The sequence below is a fragment of the Enterococcus sp. DIV0167 genome (assembly GCF_050541555.1).
Classification (GTDB): Bacteria; Bacillota; Bacilli; order Lactobacillales; family Enterococcaceae; genus Enterococcus; species Enterococcus faecalis.
This window is the reverse complement of sequence record NZ_CP172933.1, coordinates 205,291-226,414: the sequence shown is the minus strand read 5'-3', so window position 1 is coordinate 226,414 and position 21,124 is coordinate 205,291. Positions and strand designations below refer to the sequence as shown.

Here is a 21,124-nt window from a genome sequence, read left to right as displayed (position 1 = left end):
GTTTTTAACAGATACATGTCACAATGTTTTCATGCTATTTATTTAATAGTTGATTCACTAATTAAAAAAATAATTTCTAATTTTCACTTAATATAAATGTAAAAATACCCCATCAGAACATGCTTTTATTCAGTTAGTAAAAAAAACGGTCCAAAATCTAGTCAGCATAGTTATGCGATAAATCATTTTTGAGCTCGAACCACTTCTATTTAAAAATGTGATGAGGTAAGCCTTCACTTTTAATAAAAAACAATAGGAGTTGGTGAAGCAACCCTTTTCTTGCTCCACCAACTCCTAACTAGACCGTTTCTCGATGCCTTAGATTATTTTGATTCTTTTTCGCCTGCTTCTAAGTAGCTGACATCATTGACTTTATCCAAAGTATACTCGCCATTTTTGTAATGAATCGTTGTAACACTAGCATTCTTCAAACCGCCTTCTGGGACTTTAAAATCATCAAATAAAGTTGCTAACAACGCTGAAATACTCAAGCCATGAGAGACCACTAAAACATTGCCATTCCCAGAATTGGCTGATTCTGTGGCAACAATTTTATCTAAGCCTTTTTTCAAACGTTTGGTAATTGTAGCATAGTCTTCTGCAGGCCAGTTATTCTTGCTTTCCTCGCGCTGTTGATCCAGTTTAGCTACACTGTTGGCAAAGGATTCAGGGGTCATGTTTTTCATAAATTCTTCTAAGGAAACACCTTGATCATCAGCAATATCCTGCCACATTGTCTTGTTTAAATCCCCTTCATAGCTACCAAAATTAAATTCACGTAAATCTGGGTCACGCACGACTTCAAGGTCTTTGCCTGCTTTATTTTGATCTAAAATAAGTTGAGCAGTTTGCAAGGCGCGGCCACTATCACTACTATATGCATTTTGAAAGGCAACATCTTTCAGGCCAATCCCAGTTGCGGTCACAACTTTTTCACCTTCTGGTGTTAAGACCGCATCTGACCATCCTTGTACGCGGTCCGTCGTATTTAACATGGTTTTTCCATGGCGCACAATGTAAAGAGTTAGTTCTTCAGGTTTTGTCTCTTTTTCTTTTGTCGTTGCTTGCTGATTTTTACCACAACCAACCATTACTAAAATGGCCAGAAAAAGCATCCCCACAATCGTCAATCGTTTTTTCATTTTTTATTTCCCCTCATTTTCTACTCAGTTGTTAAGTTTTCACCATTACTAGCGATAACTTGTTTGTACCAATTAAATGATTTTTTCTTAGTTCGTTTCAAGGTTCCCTGACCTTCGTCATCCATGTCTACATAGATAAAGCCGTAACGTTTTTTCATTTCGCCAGTCCCTGCTGAAACTAAGTCAATACAACCCCATGGCGTATAACCAATTAAGTTAACCCCGTCTTCTTCTATTGCGGTTCTCATGGCGTCAATATGTTGTTTAAAATAATCAATGCGGTAATCGTCGACAATCGAGCCATCCTCTTGCAATGTGTCTACCGCGCCAAACCCGTTTTCAACCACAAACAATGGCATATTGTAACGATCTGACAACTGACACAATGAAATTCTTAACCCTAAAGGATCGACAGCCCAGCCCCATTCAGATTCTTGCAAATAAGGATTTTTAACCGCAGGCATTTGGTTGCCTCCGACATATTTTACTTCTTCGGGATAAGCAGTCGAAACGGTCGACATATAATAACTAAACCCGATATAATCAACTGTTCCTTTTTGAATAATCGCTAAATCCTCTGACTCCATTTGAATTGTCATTCCTTCACGCTCAAATTCTTTGAGCTTATGCGCTGGATAATAGCCCTTAGCCTGGACATCCATATAAAATTCTTGCTCTCGGTTAAATTGAACAGCTGCCATCACGTCCTCAGGTTTGCAGGACAAAGGATAACTTGGAATATAAGCCACCATCATACCAATTTGGAAATCTGGATTGATGGAATGTCCTAATTCAACTGCTTTCGCACTTGCTACAAATAGATGATGCGCTGCTTGATATTTACTTTGTTTATCATTATTGTGAATCCCAATTTGCGTCCAACTTCTTAAAAAATTAATTTCATTAAAAGTCATCCAATACTTCACTTTATCCTGATAACGCGTAAAAATGGTTTCGCAAAAGAAAACAAAGAAATCAATCACTTCACGATTTTTCCAACCATCATATTCATCGGCCAAATACATCGGAATATCAAAATGGTTAATCGTCACAACGGGCTCAATTCCATGGCGCAGCAAAGTATCAAAAACTTTATCATAAAAGGCTAAGCCTTCTTCATTAATCTCTTTTGTTCCATTTGGGCAAATCCGGCTCCAGGCGATAGACAGCCGAAAACATTTGAAACCCATTTCTGCAAATAAGGCGATATCTTCTTCGTAATGATGGTAAAAGTCCGTCGCTACATGACTAGGATAGTATAATTCTTCATCGATATAGCCAATCGCTCCTTCGGGTAATGCTTGATCGCGCGTACACGAAGCTTTTTGGCCCTCTTTAGTTAAATACGTAATCCGTCGCGGTTCTGTTTGACTACCACCAGTAATTGCATCTAATGTACTCAGACCTTTGCCTCCTGAAAGGTAGCCACCTTCATATTGGTTAGCAGCTGTTGCACCGCCCCATAAAAAATTTTCTGGAAATCCCATAAAACCCCTCTTTCCCTCTGTTTTTAGGCATCACAAAGAAACCATCAAGGGAATTGACGCTGGCAGAAGAGTCCTTGTTTTTTCTACCAACGTCAAACGCCCTTTAATAGTTGCTAATTTTATTAATTACTTAAATCTTCACCATTTGTTGCGATTACTTTTTTGTACCAATCAAACGATTTCTTCTTGCTTCGTTTTAACGTACCATTTCCTTCGTTATCGCGATCCACATAGATAAAGCCATAGCGTTTTTTCATTTCACCTGTTCCAGCTGATACTAAATCAATACAGCCCCAAGTCGTATAGCCTAACAAGTCGACACCATCTTGTTCAACGGCATCTTTCATCGCTTGAATATGCGCCGCCAAATAATCGATACGATAATCATCGACTACATCACCATTTTCGTCTGGTGTGTCTACCGCTCCTAAGCCATTTTCAACAATGAATAGTGGTTTTTGATAACGATCATATAAGTCATTCATCGTAATTCTCAAACCAAGTGGATCAATTTGCCAACCCCATTCACTGGCTTTTAGATAAGGATTTTTCACAGAGGCAAAGATGTTACCAGCTGTTTGTTCATTAATTTCTGGATCTGTTGATGTGACACGAGAAGAATAATAAGAGAACGAAATGAAGTCCACCGTATGTTCTTTTAAAAGTTCTTCGTCGCCTTCTTCCATTTCAATTTGAATACCTTTACGGGCCATTTCTTTTAAAGCATACGCAGGGTATTCCCCACGTGATTGGACATCAATAAAGAAATAATTTTCACGATCTGCTTGTCGAGCAGCGAAAACATCTTCTGGTTTACAAGTATAAGCGTAGTTGGAACCAGCCGCTAACATACAACCTACTTGGTTTTCAGGATCTACCTCATGAGCAATTTTTGTCGCAATTGCACTTGCTAGTAGTTCATGATGGGCCGCTTGGTATTTCACTTGTTCTTTGTTTTCGCCTTCTTGAAAGTATAGACCTGCTCCCATAAATGGTGCATGTAAAATCATATTAATTTCGTTAAATGTTAACCAATATTTGACTAATCCTTTATATCGGTTGAAAATTACACGGCAAAGATTTTCATAGAAACCTACTAACTTACGACTACGCCAAGCGCCATATTCTTCCACTAAGTGCATTGGGCAGTCAAAGTGTGTAATCGTTACTAGTGGCTCAATCCCATATTTATGACATTCTTTGAATAAGTCTTCATAGAACTTCAAGCCTTCTTCATTCGGCTCTGTTTCATCTCCCATTGGAAAAATTCGACTCCAAGCAATGGATAAACGGTATGTTTTAAAACCCATTTCACCAAATAAGGCGATATCTTCTTTATAGCGATGATACATATCAATTGCCTCTTGTGCAGGATAGAAATGTTCTTCATCAAAGTTAAACATTTTCTTTTCACCAGTGATTACTGGAAAACGATCTGGACCCGTTGGCGCTAAATCGACGTTTGCCAAACCGCGTCCGCCTTCGTTATAGCCACCTTCACATTGATTGGCTGCTGTTGCGCCACCCCATAAAAAGTCTTTTCTAAATGCCATAAATTCTCTTCCTCCACATCTTTTTATATTAAAGCGGTCAGCAAATCATCACTTGTTGAAACTTCATTACTGCCGACTTCCAAAATATCTAAATAATCCGCTGTATTCGTCACAACGATTGGAATTTGTGTACTAAACCCAGCTTTTTTAATTCCTTCTAAATCAAAGGTTACTAATGTTTGACCTTTTTTCACGCGGTCACCTTGTTTTACAAAAGCTTCAAAGCCTTCGCCTTCTAATTGAACTGTATCAATCCCAATATGAATCAATAATTCTGTGCCGTTATCTGAAATCAAACCTAATGCATGTTTTGTTGGGAATAGTGTGACAATCGTTCCATCAAAGGGTGCAACCACTTTGCCTTCCGTTGGTTCAATCACGACCCCATTTCCTAATGCTCCATTTGCAAAAGCAGGATCCTCTGCATTTTTTAAAGATAACACTCGTCCTTTGACTGGACTTGTAATATTTTCTTTTTTAATCGTTGTTTTATCAATAATCACTTCTTCTTCCTCAACTGTATTGTCTTTCCAGAAGAAGAATGTTAGACCAAAACCAACGACCGCTGCAATGGCAATTGCAATAAAGGACTGGATCATCCCACTTGCATCATCACCATTGATAAAGTTTAGCACACCGAAAATTCCTAAACCACCCATTGTATAAGCTGTCACATTGTTGATCATCAAATATAAACCACCGACAGCGCCACCAATCATTGAATAAATAAATGGCCATTTTTTTGGTAAAGTGATTCCATAAATTGCTGGCTCTGTTACACCAAAAATACCAGAGATAATTGCTGGCGGACACAAAGCTTTTAACTTTTTATCTTTCAATTTGAAGAACATCGCTAAAACAACCGCTGTTTGCGCAAAACTAGCTGCAAATGATCCCGTTAATACTTGGCTTGAACCTTCTTGTGTCACTTGCATAATGGCTAATGGCACAACGCTCCAATGTAAACCAAAAATAACTAAGACTTGCCAGAAGAAGCCAAGAATCAAACCATACAAAGCTGGTGAGAAACTCATTAATGCTGTAAAGCCAGCGCTTAATAAATCTGTTAGCATGCTAACGATTGGCCCAATTACTAAGAAACCAATTGGTAAGGCAATCAACAAGACGAAAAACGGTACTAAGAACGTTTGAACAACTTCTGGAATAATCCGTTTAAACACTTTTTGAACTTGTGCCGCAAAAGCAATAATGAAGATGATTGGTACGACACTACTTGTATAGTTCGCACCGACCCAAGGGATCCCCATAAAGGTATTATAGGCAGGTAAACCGAATAAATTATACGGTGCTGCGGCTCCCGCACCCGCTGTTGTTTCAAAGGCCGTTTGTAATGCACTTCCTTGAATCGTTGGGTAACATAAAGCTGCGCCAATCACGATCCCTACCATTGGATGCAACCGGAATTTTTTAGCTGCTGTATAACCTAAAATAACTGGCATAAAGTAGAAAATTGCATCGCCAATCCCATTTAACATGGTATAAGTCCCTGACGTAGCCGTATAGAGCTTTAAGAAAACCAATAAGGCATTTAACCCTTTGACCATCCCAGCCGCTGCTAACGCCCCTAAAAAGGGTTGGAAACAACCACTTAAAATATCTATTAAGCGATCAAATAAATTCCCACTGGAAGCTTCTTCTTCACGTTCTCCTGACAAGCCTGCAATACTAACTACTTCTTCGTAAACGGCTGGAACATGGTTCCCAATAACGACTTGGTATTGTCCGCCGCTTTTCATAACAGTTACCACACCGTCCATATTTTTTAAGACATCATCATTCGCTTGACTCTCATCTTTTAATTTGAAGCGAAGACGTGTGATACAATGTGTCAAACTATTAATATTCTCTTGCCCACCGACATTTTTTACAATTTTTTCTGCTAGTTCATGATATTTTCCCATCTTTTTTTCCTCCAAAAATTTATTTTCATTTGAAGGTTTAGCCAACTGAATGTCACTATCCAAAGTGGTGCGTTTATTGTTCCGTTGTTTGTACAATTCGTGCAATGTGAATCGTTAGGTACAAGCGTTCTTCATTTGAAACTTGATAGTCATAGTTCTCATTTAAATACAAGCTGATCTTTTCCACGCAACGATAGGCGTTGAGATATTTCTTTTTAATTACCGCATACAGTTCTTCATCATCATTTTCGACAACTTCACGTTGGTGTAATAAGCGATAACAGAAAAATTTTAAATGTGTGCTAAATCGATAAAAGTAGACAGAGTCTTCATCAAAACTTACCTTAAAATAGTATTTGACGATATTTGTAATCTCTTGCATCAACTTTGTCAATTCGTAAATATTACCGACTTCTTCCTCCATCTCCGCATTCACCAAGTGCAATGCGATAAAACCTGCCTCATCCGTTGACAATTCCATTCCTACGCGCTTTTGTACCATTTTTAAAGCATTTACTCCTACTTCGTACTCTTCAGGAAAAAAACGTTTAATATCCCATAATAATAAATTCTTAATTGCAATTCCTTGTTTTTTTCTTTCTAAAGCTGTGTACAAATGATCCGTCAGAGAAATATAAATGGTATCATTCAAACTCTTTTTCAACGTTGATTTTGCATAAACAATAATGTCATCCGAGAGTTTCATCATCTCTAAAGGAATATTTCCTAACAATTCTTGAAACTTAAGTGATGTTTCTTGATTGGCTAAATAAAAAACTTGATCGATGCTTTCATCAGGAACCCAATCACCAATGCGTTTCTTAAAAGCAATTCCTTTGCCCATAACAATTTGCTCTCGTTTATCATCATCTAATGTAATAACCACATTATTGTTCAAAATTTTGTGAATAATCAATGCCCCACCTCCTTTGTGTTTCGTTGAAAAAAGAAAAACCCAATTTCTTCAAAAAGAACGACACATCTGTCGCTTCATGAAAAAATTAGGTTTAGCTTGTCTTTAAACAATCACTATCCATCTATTTACTTATCCCTACATCCAAAGAATAACATATTTACAACAAATGTCAACGCTTTCAACGACATTTTTTTGTAATAAAAATAAAAAAAGCATACAAACAATGTTTGTATGCTTCACTATGACCCGTACGGGACTCGAACCCGTGTTACCGCCGTGAAAGGGCGGTGTCTTAACCGCTTGACCAACGGGCCATTAAAAAGAAAAAACGGAGAAGGAGGGATTTGAACCCTCGCGCCGGTTTCCCGACCTACACCCTTAGCAGGGGCGCCTCTTCAGCCACTTGAGTACTTCCCCAAGAAATAAATGGGCCTAAATGGACTCGAACCATCGACCTCACGCTTATCAGGCGTGCGCTCTAACCAGCTGAGCTATAGGCCCCAAATAAGAAAAAAGCGGGTGACGAGAATCGAACTCGCGACAACAGCTTGGAAGGCTGTGGTTTTACCACTAAACTACACCCGCAAATTTTTCTTGGATGGCGCGGGACAGAATCGAACTGCCGACACATGGAGCTTCAATCCATTGCTCTACCAACTGAGCTACCGAGCCAAAAACGGTCTGGACGGGACTCGAACCCGCGACCTCCTGCGTGACAGGCAGGCATTCTAACCAGCTGAACTACCAAACCAATTCGTTTTTGCTTTATGCAAATGTATGCTTTAAAAAATAAAAGCAATTGCGGGGGCAGGATTTGAACCTACGACCTTCGGGTTATGAGCCCGACGAGCTACCTGACTGCTCCACCCCGCGATAATTAGACTAAGGAAACTTAATTCCTAAGAAAGGAGGATAAGGGATTCGAACCCTTGCACGGTTTTACCCGCCTGACGGTTTTCAAGACCGTTCCCTTCAGCCGGACTTGGGTAATCCTCCGTAACAAAACTATGACCCGTACGGGACTCGAACCCGTGTTACCGCCGTGAAAGGGCGGTGTCTTAACCGCTTGACCAACGGGCCATTTTATAAAATTATGGGCCTAAATGGACTCGAACCATCGACCTCACGCTTATCAGGCGTGCGCTCTAACCAGCTGAGCTATAGGCCCAAAAAGAAAAGCGGGTGACGAGAATCGAACTCGCGACAACAGCTTGGAAGGCTGTGGTTTTACCACTAAACTACACCCGCATGGCGGTCTGGACGGGACTCGAACCCGCGACCTCCTGCGTGACAGGCAGGCATTCTAACCAGCTGAACTACCAAACCATACTTTTCTTTTTATGTGCTTTTGAAATCAAAAGCAATTGCGGGGGCAGGATTTGAACCTACGACCTTCGGGTTATGAGCCCGACGAGCTACCTGACTGCTCCACCCCGCGATAATTAGACTAAGGAAATTTAATTCCTAAGAAAGGAGGATAAGGGATTCGAACCCTTGCACGGTTTTACCCGCCTGACGGTTTTCAAGACCGTTCCCTTCAGCCGGACTTGGGTAATCCTCCATGATAAAAATAAAACTATAAACAACGTCACAATGGACCTTGTAGGACTCGAACCTACGACCGGACGGTTATGAGCCGTCTGCTCTAACCAACTGAGCTAAAGGTCCAGGCTCTTCCAAATGTATAATCGCGGCGGAGGGGATCGAACCCCCGACCTCCCGGGTATGAACCGGACGCTCTAGCCAGCTGAGCTACACCGCGAAACTCTTATATTAAATAAGAATGGAGCCTAGCGGGATCGAACCGCTGACCTCCTGCGTGCAAAGCAGGCGCTCTCCCAGCTGAGCTAAGGCCCCATGAAAATTATTATCGGGAAGACAGGATTCGAACCTGCGACCCCTTGGTCCCAAACCAAGTGCTCTACCAAGCTGAGCTACTTCCCGTATATAACTAATGCACCCAAAGGGAGTCGAACCCCTAACCTTTTGATTCGTAGTCAAACACTCTATCCAGTTGAGCTATGGGTGCTAAATATAAAACAATGCCGAGGACCGGAATCGAACCGGTACGGTGATCACTCACCGCAGGATTTTAAGTCCTGTGCGTCTGCCAGTTCCGCCACCCCGGCGTAATGAATTGGCTAAGCGGAAAACGGGGTTCGAACCCGCGACCCCCACCTTGGCAAGGTGGTGCTCTACCACTGAGCTATTTCCGCAAAATGGTGCCGGCTAAAGGACTTGAACCCTCGACCCTCTGATTACAAATCAGATGCTCTACCAACTGAGCTAAGCCGGCTAAATATGCGGGTGAAGGGACTTGAACCCCCACGCCTTGCGGCGCTAGATCCTAAATCTAGTGCGTCTGCCAATTCCGCCACACCCGCAAATGAAATATGAATATGAGCCGTACAGGGCTCGAACCTGTGACCCTCTGATTAAAAGTCAGATGCTCTACCAACTGAGCTAACGGCTCAAAAAATGGAGGTTAACGGGATCGAACCGCTGACCCCCTGCTTGTAAGGCAGGTGCTCTCCCAGCTGAGCTAAACCTCCAAAAACAACAATTCGCGTGGCGACGTCCTACTCTCACAAAGGGAAACCCTTCACTACAATCGGCGCTAAGAAGCTTAACTTCTGTGTTCGGCATGGGAACAGGTGTATCCTTCTCGCTATCGCCACCACACTGGGTGTTGTTTCTTATTGAGTTGAATCTTCATTCACTCAAAACTGGATTGAAGTTTGAATCAAAATAACCAAGTTGCTTTTACTTATCCATTCTTTGGTTAAGTCCTCGACCGATTAGTATTGGTCCGCTCCAACTATCACTAGCCTTCCACTTCCAACCTATCTACCTGATCATCTCTCAGGGGTCTTACTTTCTTAAAGAAATGGGAAATCTCATCTTGAGGTGGGCTTCACACTTAGATGCTTTCAGCGTTTATCCCTTCCCTACATAGCTACCCAGCAATGCCCTTGGCAGAACAACTGGTACACCAGCGGTAAGTCCATCCCGGTCCTCTCGTACTAAGGACAGCTCCTCTCAAATTTCCAACGCCCGCGACGGATAGGGACCGAACTGTCTCACGACGTTCTGAACCCAGCTCGCGTGCCGCTTTAATGGGCGAACAGCCCAACCCTTGGGACCGACTACAGCCCCAGGATGCGACGAGCCGACATCGAGGTGCCAAACCTCCCCGTCGATGTGGACTCTTGGGGGAGATAAGCCTGTTATCCCCAGGGTAGCTTTTATCCGTTGAGCGATGGCCCTTCCATGCGGAACCACCGGATCACTAAGCCCGACTTTCGTCCCTGCTCGACTTGTAGGTCTCGCAGTCAAGCTCCCTTCTGCCTTTACACTCTTCGAATGATTTCCAACCATTCTGAGGGAACCTTTGGGCGCCTCCGTTACCTTTTAGGAGGCGACCGCCCCAGTCAAACTGCCCATCTGACACTGTCTCCCACCACGATTAGTGGTGCGGGTTAGAGGGTTCATAACACAAGGGTAGTATCCCACCAGCGCCTCCTCCGAAACTAGCGTTCCGGTCTCATCGGCTCCTACCTATCCTGTACATGTGGTACAAACACTCAATATCAAACTACAGTAAAGCTCCATGGGGTCTTTCCGTCCTGTCGCGGGTAACCTGCATCTTCACAGGTACTAAAATTTCACCGAGTCTCTCGTTGAGACAGTGCCCAAATCGTTACGCCTTTCGTGCGGGTCGGAACTTACCCGACAAGGAATTTCGCTACCTTAGGACCGTTATAGTTACGGCCGCCGTTTACTGGGGCTTCAATTCTGAGCTTCGCCGAAGCTAACCCATCCTCTTAACCTTCCAGCACCGGGCAGGCGTCAGCCCCTATACTTCATCTTACGATTTTGCAGAGACCTGTGTTTTTGATAAACAGTCGCTTGGGCCTATTCACTGCGGCTGACGGTCGTCAGCACCCCTTCTCCCGAAGTTACGGGGTCATTTTGCCGAGTTCCTTAACGAGAGTTCGCTCGCTCACCTTAGGATACTCTCCTCGACTACCTGTGTCGGTTTACGGTACGGGCAGTTGTTTTCTCACTAGAAGCTTTTCTTGGCAGTGTGACATCAGGAACTTCGCTACTATTATTTCGCTCCCCGTCACAACTTGTCCTTAAAGAGTAAAGCATTTAACTCTACTCAAGACTCATTGCTTGGACATGCACTTCCAATCGCATGCATTCCTTAGCCTACTGCGTCCCTCCATTGCTCAAACAAAAACAACTGGTACAGGAATATCAACCTGTTGTCCATCGCCTACGCCTATCGGCCTCGGCTTAGGTCCCGACTAACCCTGGGCGGACGAGCCTTCCCCAGGAAACCTTAGTCATACGGTGGACAGGATTCTCACCTGTCTTTCGCTACTCATACCGGCATTCTCACTTCTAAGCGCTCCAGCCGTCCTCACGATCGACCTTCAACGCCCTTAGAACGCTCTCCTACCACTACACCTAATGGTGTAGTCCACAGCTTCGGTAATATGTTTAGCCCCGGTACATTTTCGGCGCAGGGTCACTCGACTAGTGAGCTATTACGCACTCTTTAAATGGTGGCTGCTTCTAAGCCAACATCCTAGTTGTCTGTGCAACCCCACATCCTTTTCCACTTAACATATATTTTGGGACCTTAGCTGGTGGTCTGGGCTGTTTCCCTTTCGACTACGGATCTTATCACTCGCAGTCTGACTCCCGGATATAAATGAATGGCATTCGGAGTTTATCTGAATTCGGTAACCCGAGATGGGCCCCTAGTCCAAACAGTGCTCTACCTCCATCATTCTCAATTCCGAGGCTAGCCCTAAAGCTATTTCGGAGAGAACCAGCTATCTCCAAGTTCGTTTGGAATTTCTCCGCTACCCACACCTCATCCCCGCACTTTTCAACGTACGTGGGTTCGGTCCTCCAGTGCGTTTTACCGCACCTTCAACCTGGACATGGGTAGATCACATGGTTTCGGGTCTACGACTACATACTCATTCGCCCTATTCAGACTCGCTTTCGCTGCGGCTCCGTCTCTTCGACTTAACCTCGCATGCAATCGTAACTCGCCGGTTCATTCTACAAAAGGCACGCCATCACTCATTAACGAGCTTTGACTTGTTGTAGGCACACGGTTTCAGGATCTATTTCACTCCCCTTCCGGGGTGCTTTTCACCTTTCCCTCACGGTACTGGTTCACTATCGGTCACTAGGGAGTATTTAGCCTTGCGGGATGGTCCCCGCGGATTCCGACGGAATTTCTCGTGTTCCGCCGTACTCAGGATCCTCCTAGGTGTTATTAGCATTTCGTCTACGGGGCTTTCACCCTCTTTAGCGGAATTTTCCAAATCCTTCAACTATACTAACAGACTACCATATTGGAGTCCTACAACCCCAACAAGCAAGCTTGTTGGTTTGGGCTCTTCCCGTTTCGCTCGCCGCTACTCAGGGAATCGAATTTTCTTTCTCTTCCTGCAGGTACTAAGATGTTTCAGTTCTCTGCGTCTACCTCTAATCAGCTATGTATTCACTGAAAAGTAATATCCTATAAAAGATATTGGGTTCCCCCATTCGGAAATCTCTGGATCATAGCTTACTTACAGCTCCCCAAAGCATATCGGTGTTAGTCCCGTCCTTCATCGGCTCCTAGTGCCAAGGCATCCACCGTGCGCCCTTATTCACTTAACCTTATCAACCTTACGGTTGGGTCTTGATCACTTCTTCTAGCGATAGAAGGTTAATCAATAAATAAGCAATTGAACTTATTAAAAAACTCATTCAACGCGGTGTTCTCGGTTTGTTTTGATTCTTTTTACTTCAATATCCAGTTTTCAATGAACGAATCTGATAGCAAAAGCTATCAATGGAGCCTAGCGGGATCGAACCGCTGACCTCCTGCGTGCAAAGCAGGCGCTCTCCCAGCTGAGCTAAGGCCCCGAATTTATTTGATTGAGAGTAGACCTCTCAAAACTGAACAAAGTAAAGACGAAATGTGTATTTCCGTAATATTCCTTAGAAAGGAGGTGATCCAGCCGCACCTTCCGATACGGCTACCTTGTTACGACTTCACCCCAATCATCTATCCCACCTTAGGCGGCTGGCTCCAAAAAGGTTACCTCACCGACTTCGGGTGTTACAAACTCTCGTGGTGTGACGGGCGGTGTGTACAAGGCCCGGGAACGTATTCACCGCGGCGTGCTGATCCGCGATTACTAGCGATTCCGGCTTCATGCAGGCGAGTTGCAGCCTGCAATCCGAACTGAGAGAAGCTTTAAGAGATTTGCATGACCTCGCGGTCTAGCGACTCGTTGTACTTCCCATTGTAGCACGTGTGTAGCCCAGGTCATAAGGGGCATGATGATTTGACGTCATCCCCACCTTCCTCCGGTTTGTCACCGGCAGTCTCGCTAGAGTGCCCAACTAAATGATGGCAACTAACAATAAGGGTTGCGCTCGTTGCGGGACTTAACCCAACATCTCACGACACGAGCTGACGACAACCATGCACCACCTGTCACTTTGTCCCCGAAGGGAAAGCTCTATCTCTAGAGTGGTCAAAGGATGTCAAGACCTGGTAAGGTTCTTCGCGTTGCTTCGAATTAAACCACATGCTCCACCGCTTGTGCGGGCCCCCGTCAATTCCTTTGAGTTTCAACCTTGCGGTCGTACTCCCCAGGCGGAGTGCTTAATGCGTTTGCTGCAGCACTGAAGGGCGGAAACCCTCCAACACTTAGCACTCATCGTTTACGGCGTGGACTACCAGGGTATCTAATCCTGTTTGCTCCCCACGCTTTCGAGCCTCAGCGTCAGTTACAGACCAGAGAGCCGCCTTCGCCACTGGTGTTCCTCCATATATCTACGCATTTCACCGCTACACATGGAATTCCACTCTCCTCTTCTGCACTCAAGTCTCCCAGTTTCCAATGACCCTCCCCGGTTGAGCCGGGGGCTTTCACATCAGACTTAAGAAACCGCCTGCGCTCGCTTTACGCCCAATAAATCCGGACAACGCTTGCCACCTACGTATTACCGCGGCTGCTGGCACGTAGTTAGCCGTGGCTTTCTGGTTAGATACCGTCAGGGGACGTTCAGTTACTAACGTCCTTGTTCTTCTCTAACAACAGAGTTTTACGATCCGAAAACCTTCTTCACTCACGCGGCGTTGCTCGGTCAGACTTTCGTCCATTGCCGAAGATTCCCTACTGCTGCCTCCCGTAGGAGTCTGGGCCGTGTCTCAGTCCCAGTGTGGCCGATCACCCTCTCAGGTCGGCTATGCATCGTGGCCTTGGTGAGCCGTTACCTCACCAACTAGCTAATGCACCGCGGGTCCATCCATCAGCGACACCCGAAAGCGCCTTTCACTCTTATGCCATGCGGCATAAACTGTTATGCGGTATTAGCACCTGTTTCCAAGTGTTATCCCCCTCTGATGGGTAGGTTACCCACGTGTTACTCACCCGTCCGCCACTCCTCTTTCCAATTGAGTGCAAGCACTCGGGAGGAAAGAAGCGTTCGACTTGCATGTATTAGGCACGCCGCCAGCGTTCGTCCTGAGCCAGGATCAAACTCTCATAATAAAAGTTAGAACAATCTTGCGATTGTTAAGCTCAATTTGTTTGCTAGCATATTGCTTGCTTGTTAAAAATGTTTGTTGTCTTGAATTGAATCAAGACGCCCTACACATTTGGTTCGTCTATTCTTTGTTCAGTTTTCAAAGGTCTACGTTACCTCGCAGCAACTTTTATATCATAACAAACTTTCGTTTGAATGTCAAGAACTTTTTTTAAAAAAGTTTTTTTAAGTTGTTTTGCTCGGTTGTTGTCGTCTGTTGTGACAACTTCTATATCTTATCATCTCGTTTGTTATTTGTCAACAACTTTTTTGTTGTTTTTTCAAACTTTTTTCGAGAGATTTGAAACCAAGAATTGTTATTTAATTATTGATTTCTGAATCGCTCAGCTGTGTGACTCGCCTTGCGACATGTAATAATATACCAAGATTTCAAGCATTGGTCAATCATTATTTTCACTTTTTTTAAACTTTTTTTCAATACCGATTGTTCTTTCTTATTCGATTAGATAAAGTTCGTTTTTTTATCAGATTACCCATTCTTTTTATTACTCATCTTCGATTTTTTTAGAAAAAAAGAATTGGTTTCAATTGTTTTTTATTTAATTTTTTGCGAATACAAAAAAAAGATGCCCTTAAGGCATCTTTTTTTATCTCATTGTTGGGAATAATAATACATCACGAATTGATTGAGCATCGGTTAATAACATAACTAGTCGATCAATCCCAATACCTAATCCTCCGGTTGGTGGCAAGCCATATTCTAAGGCTTCGATGAAATCTTCATCTACTCCGTGTGCTTCATCATTTCCTTGTTCCCGTTCTTTTTCTTGTTCTTCAAAACGTTCACGTTGGTCAATTGGATCATTTAATTCTGTAAATGCATTAGCAAACTCTTTTCCGATAATAAATAGTTCAAAGCGGTCAGTGAAACGACCATCTTCTGGATTTTTCTTCGCTAATGGTGAAACAGCGACTGGGTGACCATAAATAAATGTTGGTTGTTGCAATGTATCTTCTACAAATGTTTCGAAAAATTCATTAATGATATGACCGACTGTCATGGCATCTGTAATTTCAACATTATGTTCTTTAGCCAACGCACGGGCTTCTTCTATCGTCATCTCTTGCCAAAAATCTACGCCCGTTTGTTCTTTGACCGCATCTACCATGTGTAGACGTTTGAAAGGACTGCCTAAATCAACCGCTTGACCATCGTACGTGATATCAGTAGTTCCTAAGACTTTTTCCGCAGCATTACGAATAATTCCCTCTGTTAAATCCATCACATCTTGATAATCAGTATAAGCAGTATAAGCTTCTAGCATTGTAAATTCTGGGTTATGAGTGGTATCGATCCCTTCATTACGGAAGACACGACCAATTTCATAGACTTTTTCCATGCCACCGACAATTAAACGTTTTAAATGTAACTCTAGGGCAATGCGTAAGTATAAGTCCATATCTAATGCATTATGGTGTGTGATAAACGGACGAGCAGCAGCTCCTCCTGCTTCGTTATGCAAGACAGGCGTTTCTACTTCGACATAGCCATTGCCATCTAGATAACGACGGATTTCGCTAATAATTTGACTGCGTTTCATGAAACGATCAAAGCTTTCTTTGTTACTGATTAAATCCAAATAGCGTTGACGATAACGTTGTTCCACATTCGTTAATCCATGGTATTTATCTGGCAATGGACGCAAAGCTTTAGTTAATAACGTAATTGTTTGAGCTTTAACAGTAACTTCCCCCGTATTGGTTTTCATTACTTGACCTGTCACACCAAAGAAGTCGCCTAAGTCAGCATGTTTAAATAGTTCATAGGCTTCGTCTCCAACTTGGTCCTTCCGAACATAAATTTGAATTTGGCCTTCACGGTCTTGCAAATGGGCGAAACCAGCTTTTCCTTTACCACGTTTTGTCATCATACGTCCAGCAACGCTGACTTCTGTATTCATTTCACTAAGTTCTTCTTTTGTATGATTATCATATTGTTCATGAAGTTCTGCTGAATTATGAGTGCGATCGAAACGTTTACCGAAAGGATCAATCCCTTCTTCACGTAAAGCTTCCATTTTTTCGCGGCGCACGAGCATTTGATCATTTAAATCCTCTAAATGCGCTTGTTGTTCTTCTGCCACTGTTGTTCCTCCATTCTTGATTTTAACCTATCCTAATAATGCCACAGTAATTCGAAAAAAAGCAAGCCGAATTTTACTTTCGGCTTGAATTTTTTATTCTTCTATAGTAGTTACAACAACTTTGGAAATCTTCTCTACAAAGGCATCAAGTAAATCGACAACTGCTTGTTGTGTTTCAACTTGGTTAATCGCAACTTTTACTTTGGCCGCTCGCGAGATTCCTTTTAGATAGTAAGAAGCATGTTGGCGAAACTCACGGACCGCAATTTTTTCACCTTTTAAATCCACTAATCGTTGTAAATGAACTTTTGCAATATTGATTTTTTCAGCTGGTGAAGGCTCAGGCATCAATTCGCCCGTTTCCAAGTATTCTTTCGTCCGTTGAATCATCCAAGGATTGCCCAAAGCAGCTCGACCAATCATCACACCATCCGCTCCAACATATTCTAACATGCGTTTAGCATCTTCAGGCGTTTTGACATCGCCATTTCCCATAAAAGGAATGGTTAAATGCTTTTTCACTTCCTTTAAAACGTCCCAGTTGGCTGTCCCTTCGTACATTTGGACACGTGTCCGACCATGCATAGCAATTGCCGAAGCACCTGCTTGTTCGGCAGCCAAAGCGTTGTCTACAGCATATAGATGATCTTCATCCCAGCCTGTTCGCATTTTTACAGTGACAGGCAAAGAAACTGCCGAAGAGACTGCGTGAACCATCTCATGCACTTTATTCGGATCCAGCAACCATTTCGCACCAGCTTCAGCTTTAATTATTTTATTGACAGGGCAACCCATGTTAATATCAATAATCGCCGCTTGCGTATTTTCTTCAACAAACTTAGCAGCTTCCACTAATGTTTCTTTATCTCCACCAAAAATTTGTACACTTAAAGGATATTCTCGCTCATCAATATATAGCATTTCTAAGGTTTTTTTGTTCCTTAATTTAATTCCTTTGTCACTAATCATTTCACAAACGACTAATCCTGCGCCAAATTCTTTTACAGTCACACGAAAAGCGGCGTTACTAATACCCGCCATCGGAGCTACGACAACACGGTTGGGGATTTCAACGTCTCCAATTTTCCACATAGTCTTTCCTCCTACTTTTGTTTCGTATTGCGAATCGCTTCATCGCGAAGTTCAATTAATTCTTCTTCACTATAGTGATATTTATTGTTACAGAATTGACAAACTGCTTCTGCTCCATGATCTTCATCAATCATCGCATTTAATTCATCGATCCCAACAGCAATCAAAGCGGTCGCAAATTTTTCTTTAGAACAGTCACATTTAAATTGTACAGGCATTTTTTCTAAAATTTCTACTTCGTCTTCTCCCAATAAGCGATACAAGACTTGTTCAGGTGTTTCTCCATTTTCTAGTAATTGTGAAATTGGTGGCACTTCCGCTAGACGCTGTTCAATAAAATCAATGGTACTTTCATCGGCACCTGGCATTACTTGAATCATAAAACCACCGGCTGCTTTCACCGATTCATCCGTGTCCACCAATACACCTAAACCGATAGCTGAGGGAACTTGTTCAGAGACCGCCATAAAATATGTAAAGTCTTCACCGATTTCACCAGAAACAATAGGTGTTTGTCCAGAAAAGGTTTCTTTTAATCCTAAATCTTTAATGACTGTGAAAATTCCTTCGTTACCGACAGCGCCACGTACATCAATTTTACCTGTTGCATTCAACTTTAAGCTGACATGTGGATTTTTAATGTAGCCTTTTGTTTCTCCACGGCCATTACTATCGACAATAATAGCGCCAGCTGGGCCATTCCCTTGTACTTTTACAGTTAATTTATCGTCACCTTTTAAAGTCGCTCCTAGTAAAAGGGCTCCAATCAATGTGCGCCCTAACGCTGCGGTAGAAGAACTCCATGTATCATGTCTTCTTTGCGCTTCGCTAACAGTTTCAGTGGCACTGATGGCATATGCTCGAATTGAACCTTTATAACAAAGGGCTTTTACTAAATAATCTTCCATTCTTTTTCCTCTTCTCTTGGTGCTTTTTTGTCCATTAGTCAGATAATACTAGGAATCAGGTGTTTTTTCAACCAAATAATCTTCCTTCTATAGAATATCTTAATATTATAGAAGGTGCAGTATTCGTCAACTCGACAAATACTGCACCTTCTACTAATTGGTTATTTATAACGATCTTCGTAGTTATTGCGATCATATTCAGAATTGGAATCTGAATCTTTTTTCTCTTCAGATTGGACTTCTTTTTCTGTTTGTTCGCTTTCTACTTTGACTTCTTCTGCTTCATCATGTAATTCTTTTTTCGCTTCTTCAAAGTCTTGTTTTTCTTCAACTTGTTTTTGCGCTTCTTTTTCTTCTAAAGCACGTTTTGCTTCTTCGAATGTTTGCGCTTCTTTTTCACTAGGGTAGTCGCTGTCAGCACCTTCAGGCATTTTACCTGTTTCAAATAATGATTTGATTGCTTTTGCATCTAATGTTTCATATTCTAATAGTTTTTCAGCGATTAGTTTATGTTGTTCACGGTGCGCTTCGATAATTTCATGCGCTTTCGTATGAGCATCCATTAAGATACGACGAACTTCCTGATCGATTTCAAACGCCACTTGTTCTGAGTAAGCTTTTGTTTGACCATAATCACGACCGACAAAGACTTGATGGTTTCCTTCATATTGAACAGGTCCTAATTTGTCACTCATTCCATATTCAGTTACCATGCTACGGGCAATCCCTGTTGCTTGTTCAAAGTCATTTGAAGCCCCTGTTGATTGAACGCCAAAGATAATTTCTTCTGCTGTACGTCCACCAAGTAAGCCAACGATTTGTTCAAACATATCTTCTTTAGTCATTAAGAATTGATCTTCTTTTGGTAAAGCAATCATATAACCGCCTGCGCGACCACGAGGGATAATTGTTACTTTATGGACAACACGGGCACGGCTTAAGACTAAACCAACGATTGTGTGTCCCGCTTCATGGTAAGCCACCATTTCGCGTTCTTTTTTATTAATCACGCGATCTTTTTTAGCTGGACCAGCAATTACGCGGTCTTCGGCTTCATCCACATCAGAAGCATCAATTTTTTTCTTGTTACGACGAGCGGCAACTAAGGCTGCTTCGTTTAAGACATTTTCTAAATCAGCACCAGCAAAACCTGGTGTTTGTTGTGCAACAACTTTCAAATCAACGTCATCAGCTAACGGTTTGTTTTTCGCATGAACACGTAAAATCGCTTCACGACCTTTGACATCTGGACGTCCTACCAAGATTTGGCGGTCAAAACGACCTGGACGTAACAACGCTGGGTCTAACACGTCTGAACGGTTCGTTGCAGCAATTACGATAACTCCTTCATTGCCATCAAAACCATCCATCTCAACTAATAATTGGTTAAGGGTTTGTTCACGTTCGTCGTGTCCGCCACCCATACCAGCACCACGTTGACGACCAACTGCATCGATTTCATCGATAAAGATAATCGCAGGTGCGTTTTTCTTCGCTGTTTCAAATAAATCCCGGACACGGCTAGCACCGACCCCGACAAACATTTCAACGAAATCTGAACCTGAGATTGAGTAAAATGGCACACCTGCTTCACCTGCTACGGCTTTAGCAAGTAACGTTTTACCAGTCCCTGGAGGTCCTTCTAATAGTACGCCCGCAGGAATCCGTGCGCCTAATTCAGCGAAACGACGTGGATCTTTTAAGAACTCCACTACTTCAACTAATTCTTGTTTTTCTTCTTCCGCACCAGCTACATCTGAGAAGCGGACACGGTTAGCTTTTTTATCGGCTTCTTTGGCTTTTGATTTACCGAAGTTCATCACACGGCCACCGCCGCCACCGCCACCGCCTTGTTGGCTCATCATCATGTAGAAGAAGAAGAAAATAATCACTAATGGTAAGAAACTAAACAACAGTGACAACCAAGCTCCACTTGTTGATTGTTCTTTGACAACTAGCTTCACCTTGTTATTTTGTGCCGCATCTTGAATGCCAGCTAAGGTTGTATCACTAGGTAAAACGGTTGTTGTGAAGCCTTTTGACGACGCTTGCGTTGAGCCCCACAATGACAGACCACCTGTGTCTTTCACTTCTTGTTTTTCTTTATACTGACCTTCAATCCGGTAAACCCCATTGGTTGGTTGAATGGTCATGTCTTTGACTTTTCCGTCTTCCAATTGTTGTTGGAAGGTTGAGTAATCGATGTCTGGCGATTGTTGGTTGTTATTTCCAAAAATGAAATAGACAACCATGACCATGGCAAGTACTACTAAGACGTAGTATAAACCATTTTTCATGCCATTATTCTTTTTGTTCATGCCTGTCCTCCTTATGCTCATCATTACAATTCATGTTATTCTTTTATCAATCCTGACCTTTACATTG

The 21,124-nt window shown here is 42.7% G+C and carries 9 protein-coding genes, 26 tRNA genes and 3 rRNA genes; all 38 read right to left on the bottom strand.

Features of this window, described 5'->3' with window-relative positions; all coding sequences use genetic code 11:
- Window positions 1-323 precede the first annotated feature (323 nt).
- Complete coding sequence (locus tag IGM09_RS01180; RefSeq protein WP_002355185.1) at window positions 324-1,142, bottom strand: histidine phosphatase family protein; 819 nt, start codon at window positions 1,140-1,142, stop codon at window positions 324-326.
- Between the two features lie 20 nt (window positions 1,143-1,162).
- Entirely contained in the window at window positions 1,163-2,629 is a 1,467-nt protein-coding gene (locus IGM09_RS01175) for a glycoside hydrolase family 1 protein (protein ID WP_033624792.1), read from the bottom strand.
- A gap of 122 nt (window positions 2,630-2,751) precedes the next feature.
- A complete protein-coding gene (locus IGM09_RS01170; protein WP_033624791.1) occupies window positions 2,752-4,182 on the bottom strand; it encodes a 6-phospho-beta-glucosidase in 1,431 nt (476 codons plus the stop codon).
- 23 nt (window positions 4,183-4,205) lie between these two features.
- Window positions 4,206-6,104, bottom strand: a complete 1,899-nt coding sequence (locus IGM09_RS01165; protein WP_002358327.1) for a beta-glucoside-specific PTS transporter subunit IIABC — start codon at window positions 6,102-6,104, stop codon at window positions 4,206-4,208.
- 73 nt (window positions 6,105-6,177) lie between these two features.
- Complete coding sequence (gene licT / locus IGM09_RS01160; RefSeq protein ID WP_002355181.1) at window positions 6,178-7,020, bottom strand: BglG family transcription antiterminator LicT; 843 nt, start codon at window positions 7,018-7,020, stop codon at window positions 6,178-6,180.
- Window positions 7,021-7,262: 242 nt separating this feature from the next.
- Window positions 7,263-7,334 (bottom strand) — tRNA-Glu (locus tag IGM09_RS01155).
- A 15-nt stretch (window positions 7,335-7,349) separates the two neighbouring features.
- Window positions 7,350-7,437, bottom strand: a tRNA-Ser gene (locus tag IGM09_RS01150).
- 10 nt (window positions 7,438-7,447) lie between these two features.
- Window positions 7,448-7,521, bottom strand: a tRNA-Ile gene (locus IGM09_RS01145).
- 13 nt (window positions 7,522-7,534) lie between these two features.
- Window positions 7,535-7,605 (bottom strand) — tRNA-Gly (locus IGM09_RS01140).
- 14 nt (window positions 7,606-7,619) lie between these two features.
- Window positions 7,620-7,692: transfer RNA gene (locus IGM09_RS01135), tRNA-Phe, on the bottom strand.
- A 5-nt stretch (window positions 7,693-7,697) separates the two neighbouring features.
- A tRNA-Asp gene (locus IGM09_RS01130) sits at window positions 7,698-7,771 on the bottom strand.
- Between the two features lie 48 nt (window positions 7,772-7,819).
- Window positions 7,820-7,893: transfer RNA gene (locus IGM09_RS01125), tRNA-Met, on the bottom strand.
- Window positions 7,894-7,926: 33 nt separating this feature from the next.
- A tRNA-Ser gene (locus IGM09_RS01120) sits at window positions 7,927-8,016 on the bottom strand.
- A gap of 12 nt (window positions 8,017-8,028) precedes the next feature.
- Window positions 8,029-8,100: transfer RNA gene (locus IGM09_RS01115), tRNA-Glu, on the bottom strand.
- 14 nt (window positions 8,101-8,114) lie between these two features.
- Window positions 8,115-8,188 (bottom strand) — tRNA-Ile (locus IGM09_RS01110).
- Window positions 8,189-8,197: 9 nt separating this feature from the next.
- Window positions 8,198-8,268: transfer RNA gene (locus tag IGM09_RS01105), tRNA-Gly, on the bottom strand.
- Window position 8,269: 1 nt separating this feature from the next.
- Window positions 8,270-8,346 (bottom strand) — tRNA-Asp (locus tag IGM09_RS01100).
- 38 nt (window positions 8,347-8,384) lie between these two features.
- Window positions 8,385-8,458: transfer RNA gene (locus IGM09_RS01095), tRNA-Met, on the bottom strand.
- Between the two features lie 33 nt (window positions 8,459-8,491).
- A tRNA-Ser gene (locus IGM09_RS01090) sits at window positions 8,492-8,581 on the bottom strand.
- 33 nt (window positions 8,582-8,614) lie between these two features.
- Window positions 8,615-8,688, bottom strand: a tRNA-Ile gene (locus IGM09_RS01085).
- A 20-nt stretch (window positions 8,689-8,708) separates the two neighbouring features.
- Window positions 8,709-8,782, bottom strand: a tRNA-Met gene (locus IGM09_RS01080).
- Window positions 8,783-8,804: 22 nt separating this feature from the next.
- Window positions 8,805-8,877, bottom strand: a tRNA-Ala gene (locus IGM09_RS01075).
- Between the two features lie 13 nt (window positions 8,878-8,890).
- A tRNA-Pro gene (locus IGM09_RS01070) sits at window positions 8,891-8,964 on the bottom strand.
- Window positions 8,965-8,975: 11 nt separating this feature from the next.
- Window positions 8,976-9,049: transfer RNA gene (locus tag IGM09_RS01065), tRNA-Arg, on the bottom strand.
- Between the two features lie 14 nt (window positions 9,050-9,063).
- Window positions 9,064-9,149, bottom strand: a tRNA-Leu gene (locus tag IGM09_RS01060).
- Between the two features lie 15 nt (window positions 9,150-9,164).
- Window positions 9,165-9,236: transfer RNA gene (locus IGM09_RS01055), tRNA-Gly, on the bottom strand.
- 4 nt (window positions 9,237-9,240) lie between these two features.
- Window positions 9,241-9,316, bottom strand: a tRNA-Thr gene (locus tag IGM09_RS01050).
- A gap of 6 nt (window positions 9,317-9,322) precedes the next feature.
- Window positions 9,323-9,404: transfer RNA gene (locus tag IGM09_RS01045), tRNA-Leu, on the bottom strand.
- A gap of 16 nt (window positions 9,405-9,420) precedes the next feature.
- A tRNA-Lys gene (locus IGM09_RS01040) sits at window positions 9,421-9,493 on the bottom strand.
- Between the two features lie 6 nt (window positions 9,494-9,499).
- A tRNA-Val gene (locus IGM09_RS01035) sits at window positions 9,500-9,572 on the bottom strand.
- A 14-nt stretch (window positions 9,573-9,586) separates the two neighbouring features.
- Window positions 9,587-9,702 (bottom strand): 5S ribosomal RNA (gene rrf / locus IGM09_RS01030).
- 96 nt (window positions 9,703-9,798) lie between these two features.
- Window positions 9,799-12,711, bottom strand: a 23S ribosomal RNA gene (locus IGM09_RS01025).
- A 176-nt stretch (window positions 12,712-12,887) separates the two neighbouring features.
- Window positions 12,888-12,960: transfer RNA gene (locus tag IGM09_RS01020), tRNA-Ala, on the bottom strand.
- Window positions 12,961-13,039: 79 nt separating this feature from the next.
- Window positions 13,040-14,600: ribosomal RNA gene (locus IGM09_RS01015) — 16S ribosomal RNA — on the bottom strand.
- Together the 16S, 23S and 5S rRNA genes with 26 tRNA genes alongside form the textbook arrangement of a ribosomal RNA operon.
- Window positions 14,601-15,242: 642 nt before the next feature.
- Entirely contained in the window at window positions 15,243-16,739 is a 1,497-nt protein-coding gene (lysS, locus tag IGM09_RS01010) for a lysine--tRNA ligase (RefSeq protein ID WP_002359372.1), read from the bottom strand.
- A 93-nt stretch (window positions 16,740-16,832) separates the two neighbouring features.
- Window positions 16,833-17,831, bottom strand: a complete 999-nt coding sequence (dusB, locus tag IGM09_RS01005) for a tRNA dihydrouridine synthase DusB (RefSeq protein ID WP_010707989.1) — start codon at window positions 17,829-17,831, stop codon at window positions 16,833-16,835.
- 11 nt (window positions 17,832-17,842) lie between these two features.
- Window positions 17,843-18,739: an Hsp33 family molecular chaperone HslO gene (gene hslO, locus IGM09_RS01000; protein WP_002359370.1), complete on the bottom strand. Its 897-nt coding sequence runs from the start codon at window positions 18,737-18,739 to the stop codon at window positions 17,843-17,845.
- Between the two features lie 161 nt (window positions 18,740-18,900).
- Window positions 18,901-21,057: an ATP-dependent zinc metalloprotease FtsH gene (gene ftsH / locus IGM09_RS00995; RefSeq protein WP_002363441.1), complete on the bottom strand. Its 2,157-nt coding sequence runs from the start codon at window positions 21,055-21,057 to the stop codon at window positions 18,901-18,903.
- Window positions 21,058-21,124 lie beyond the last annotated feature (67 nt).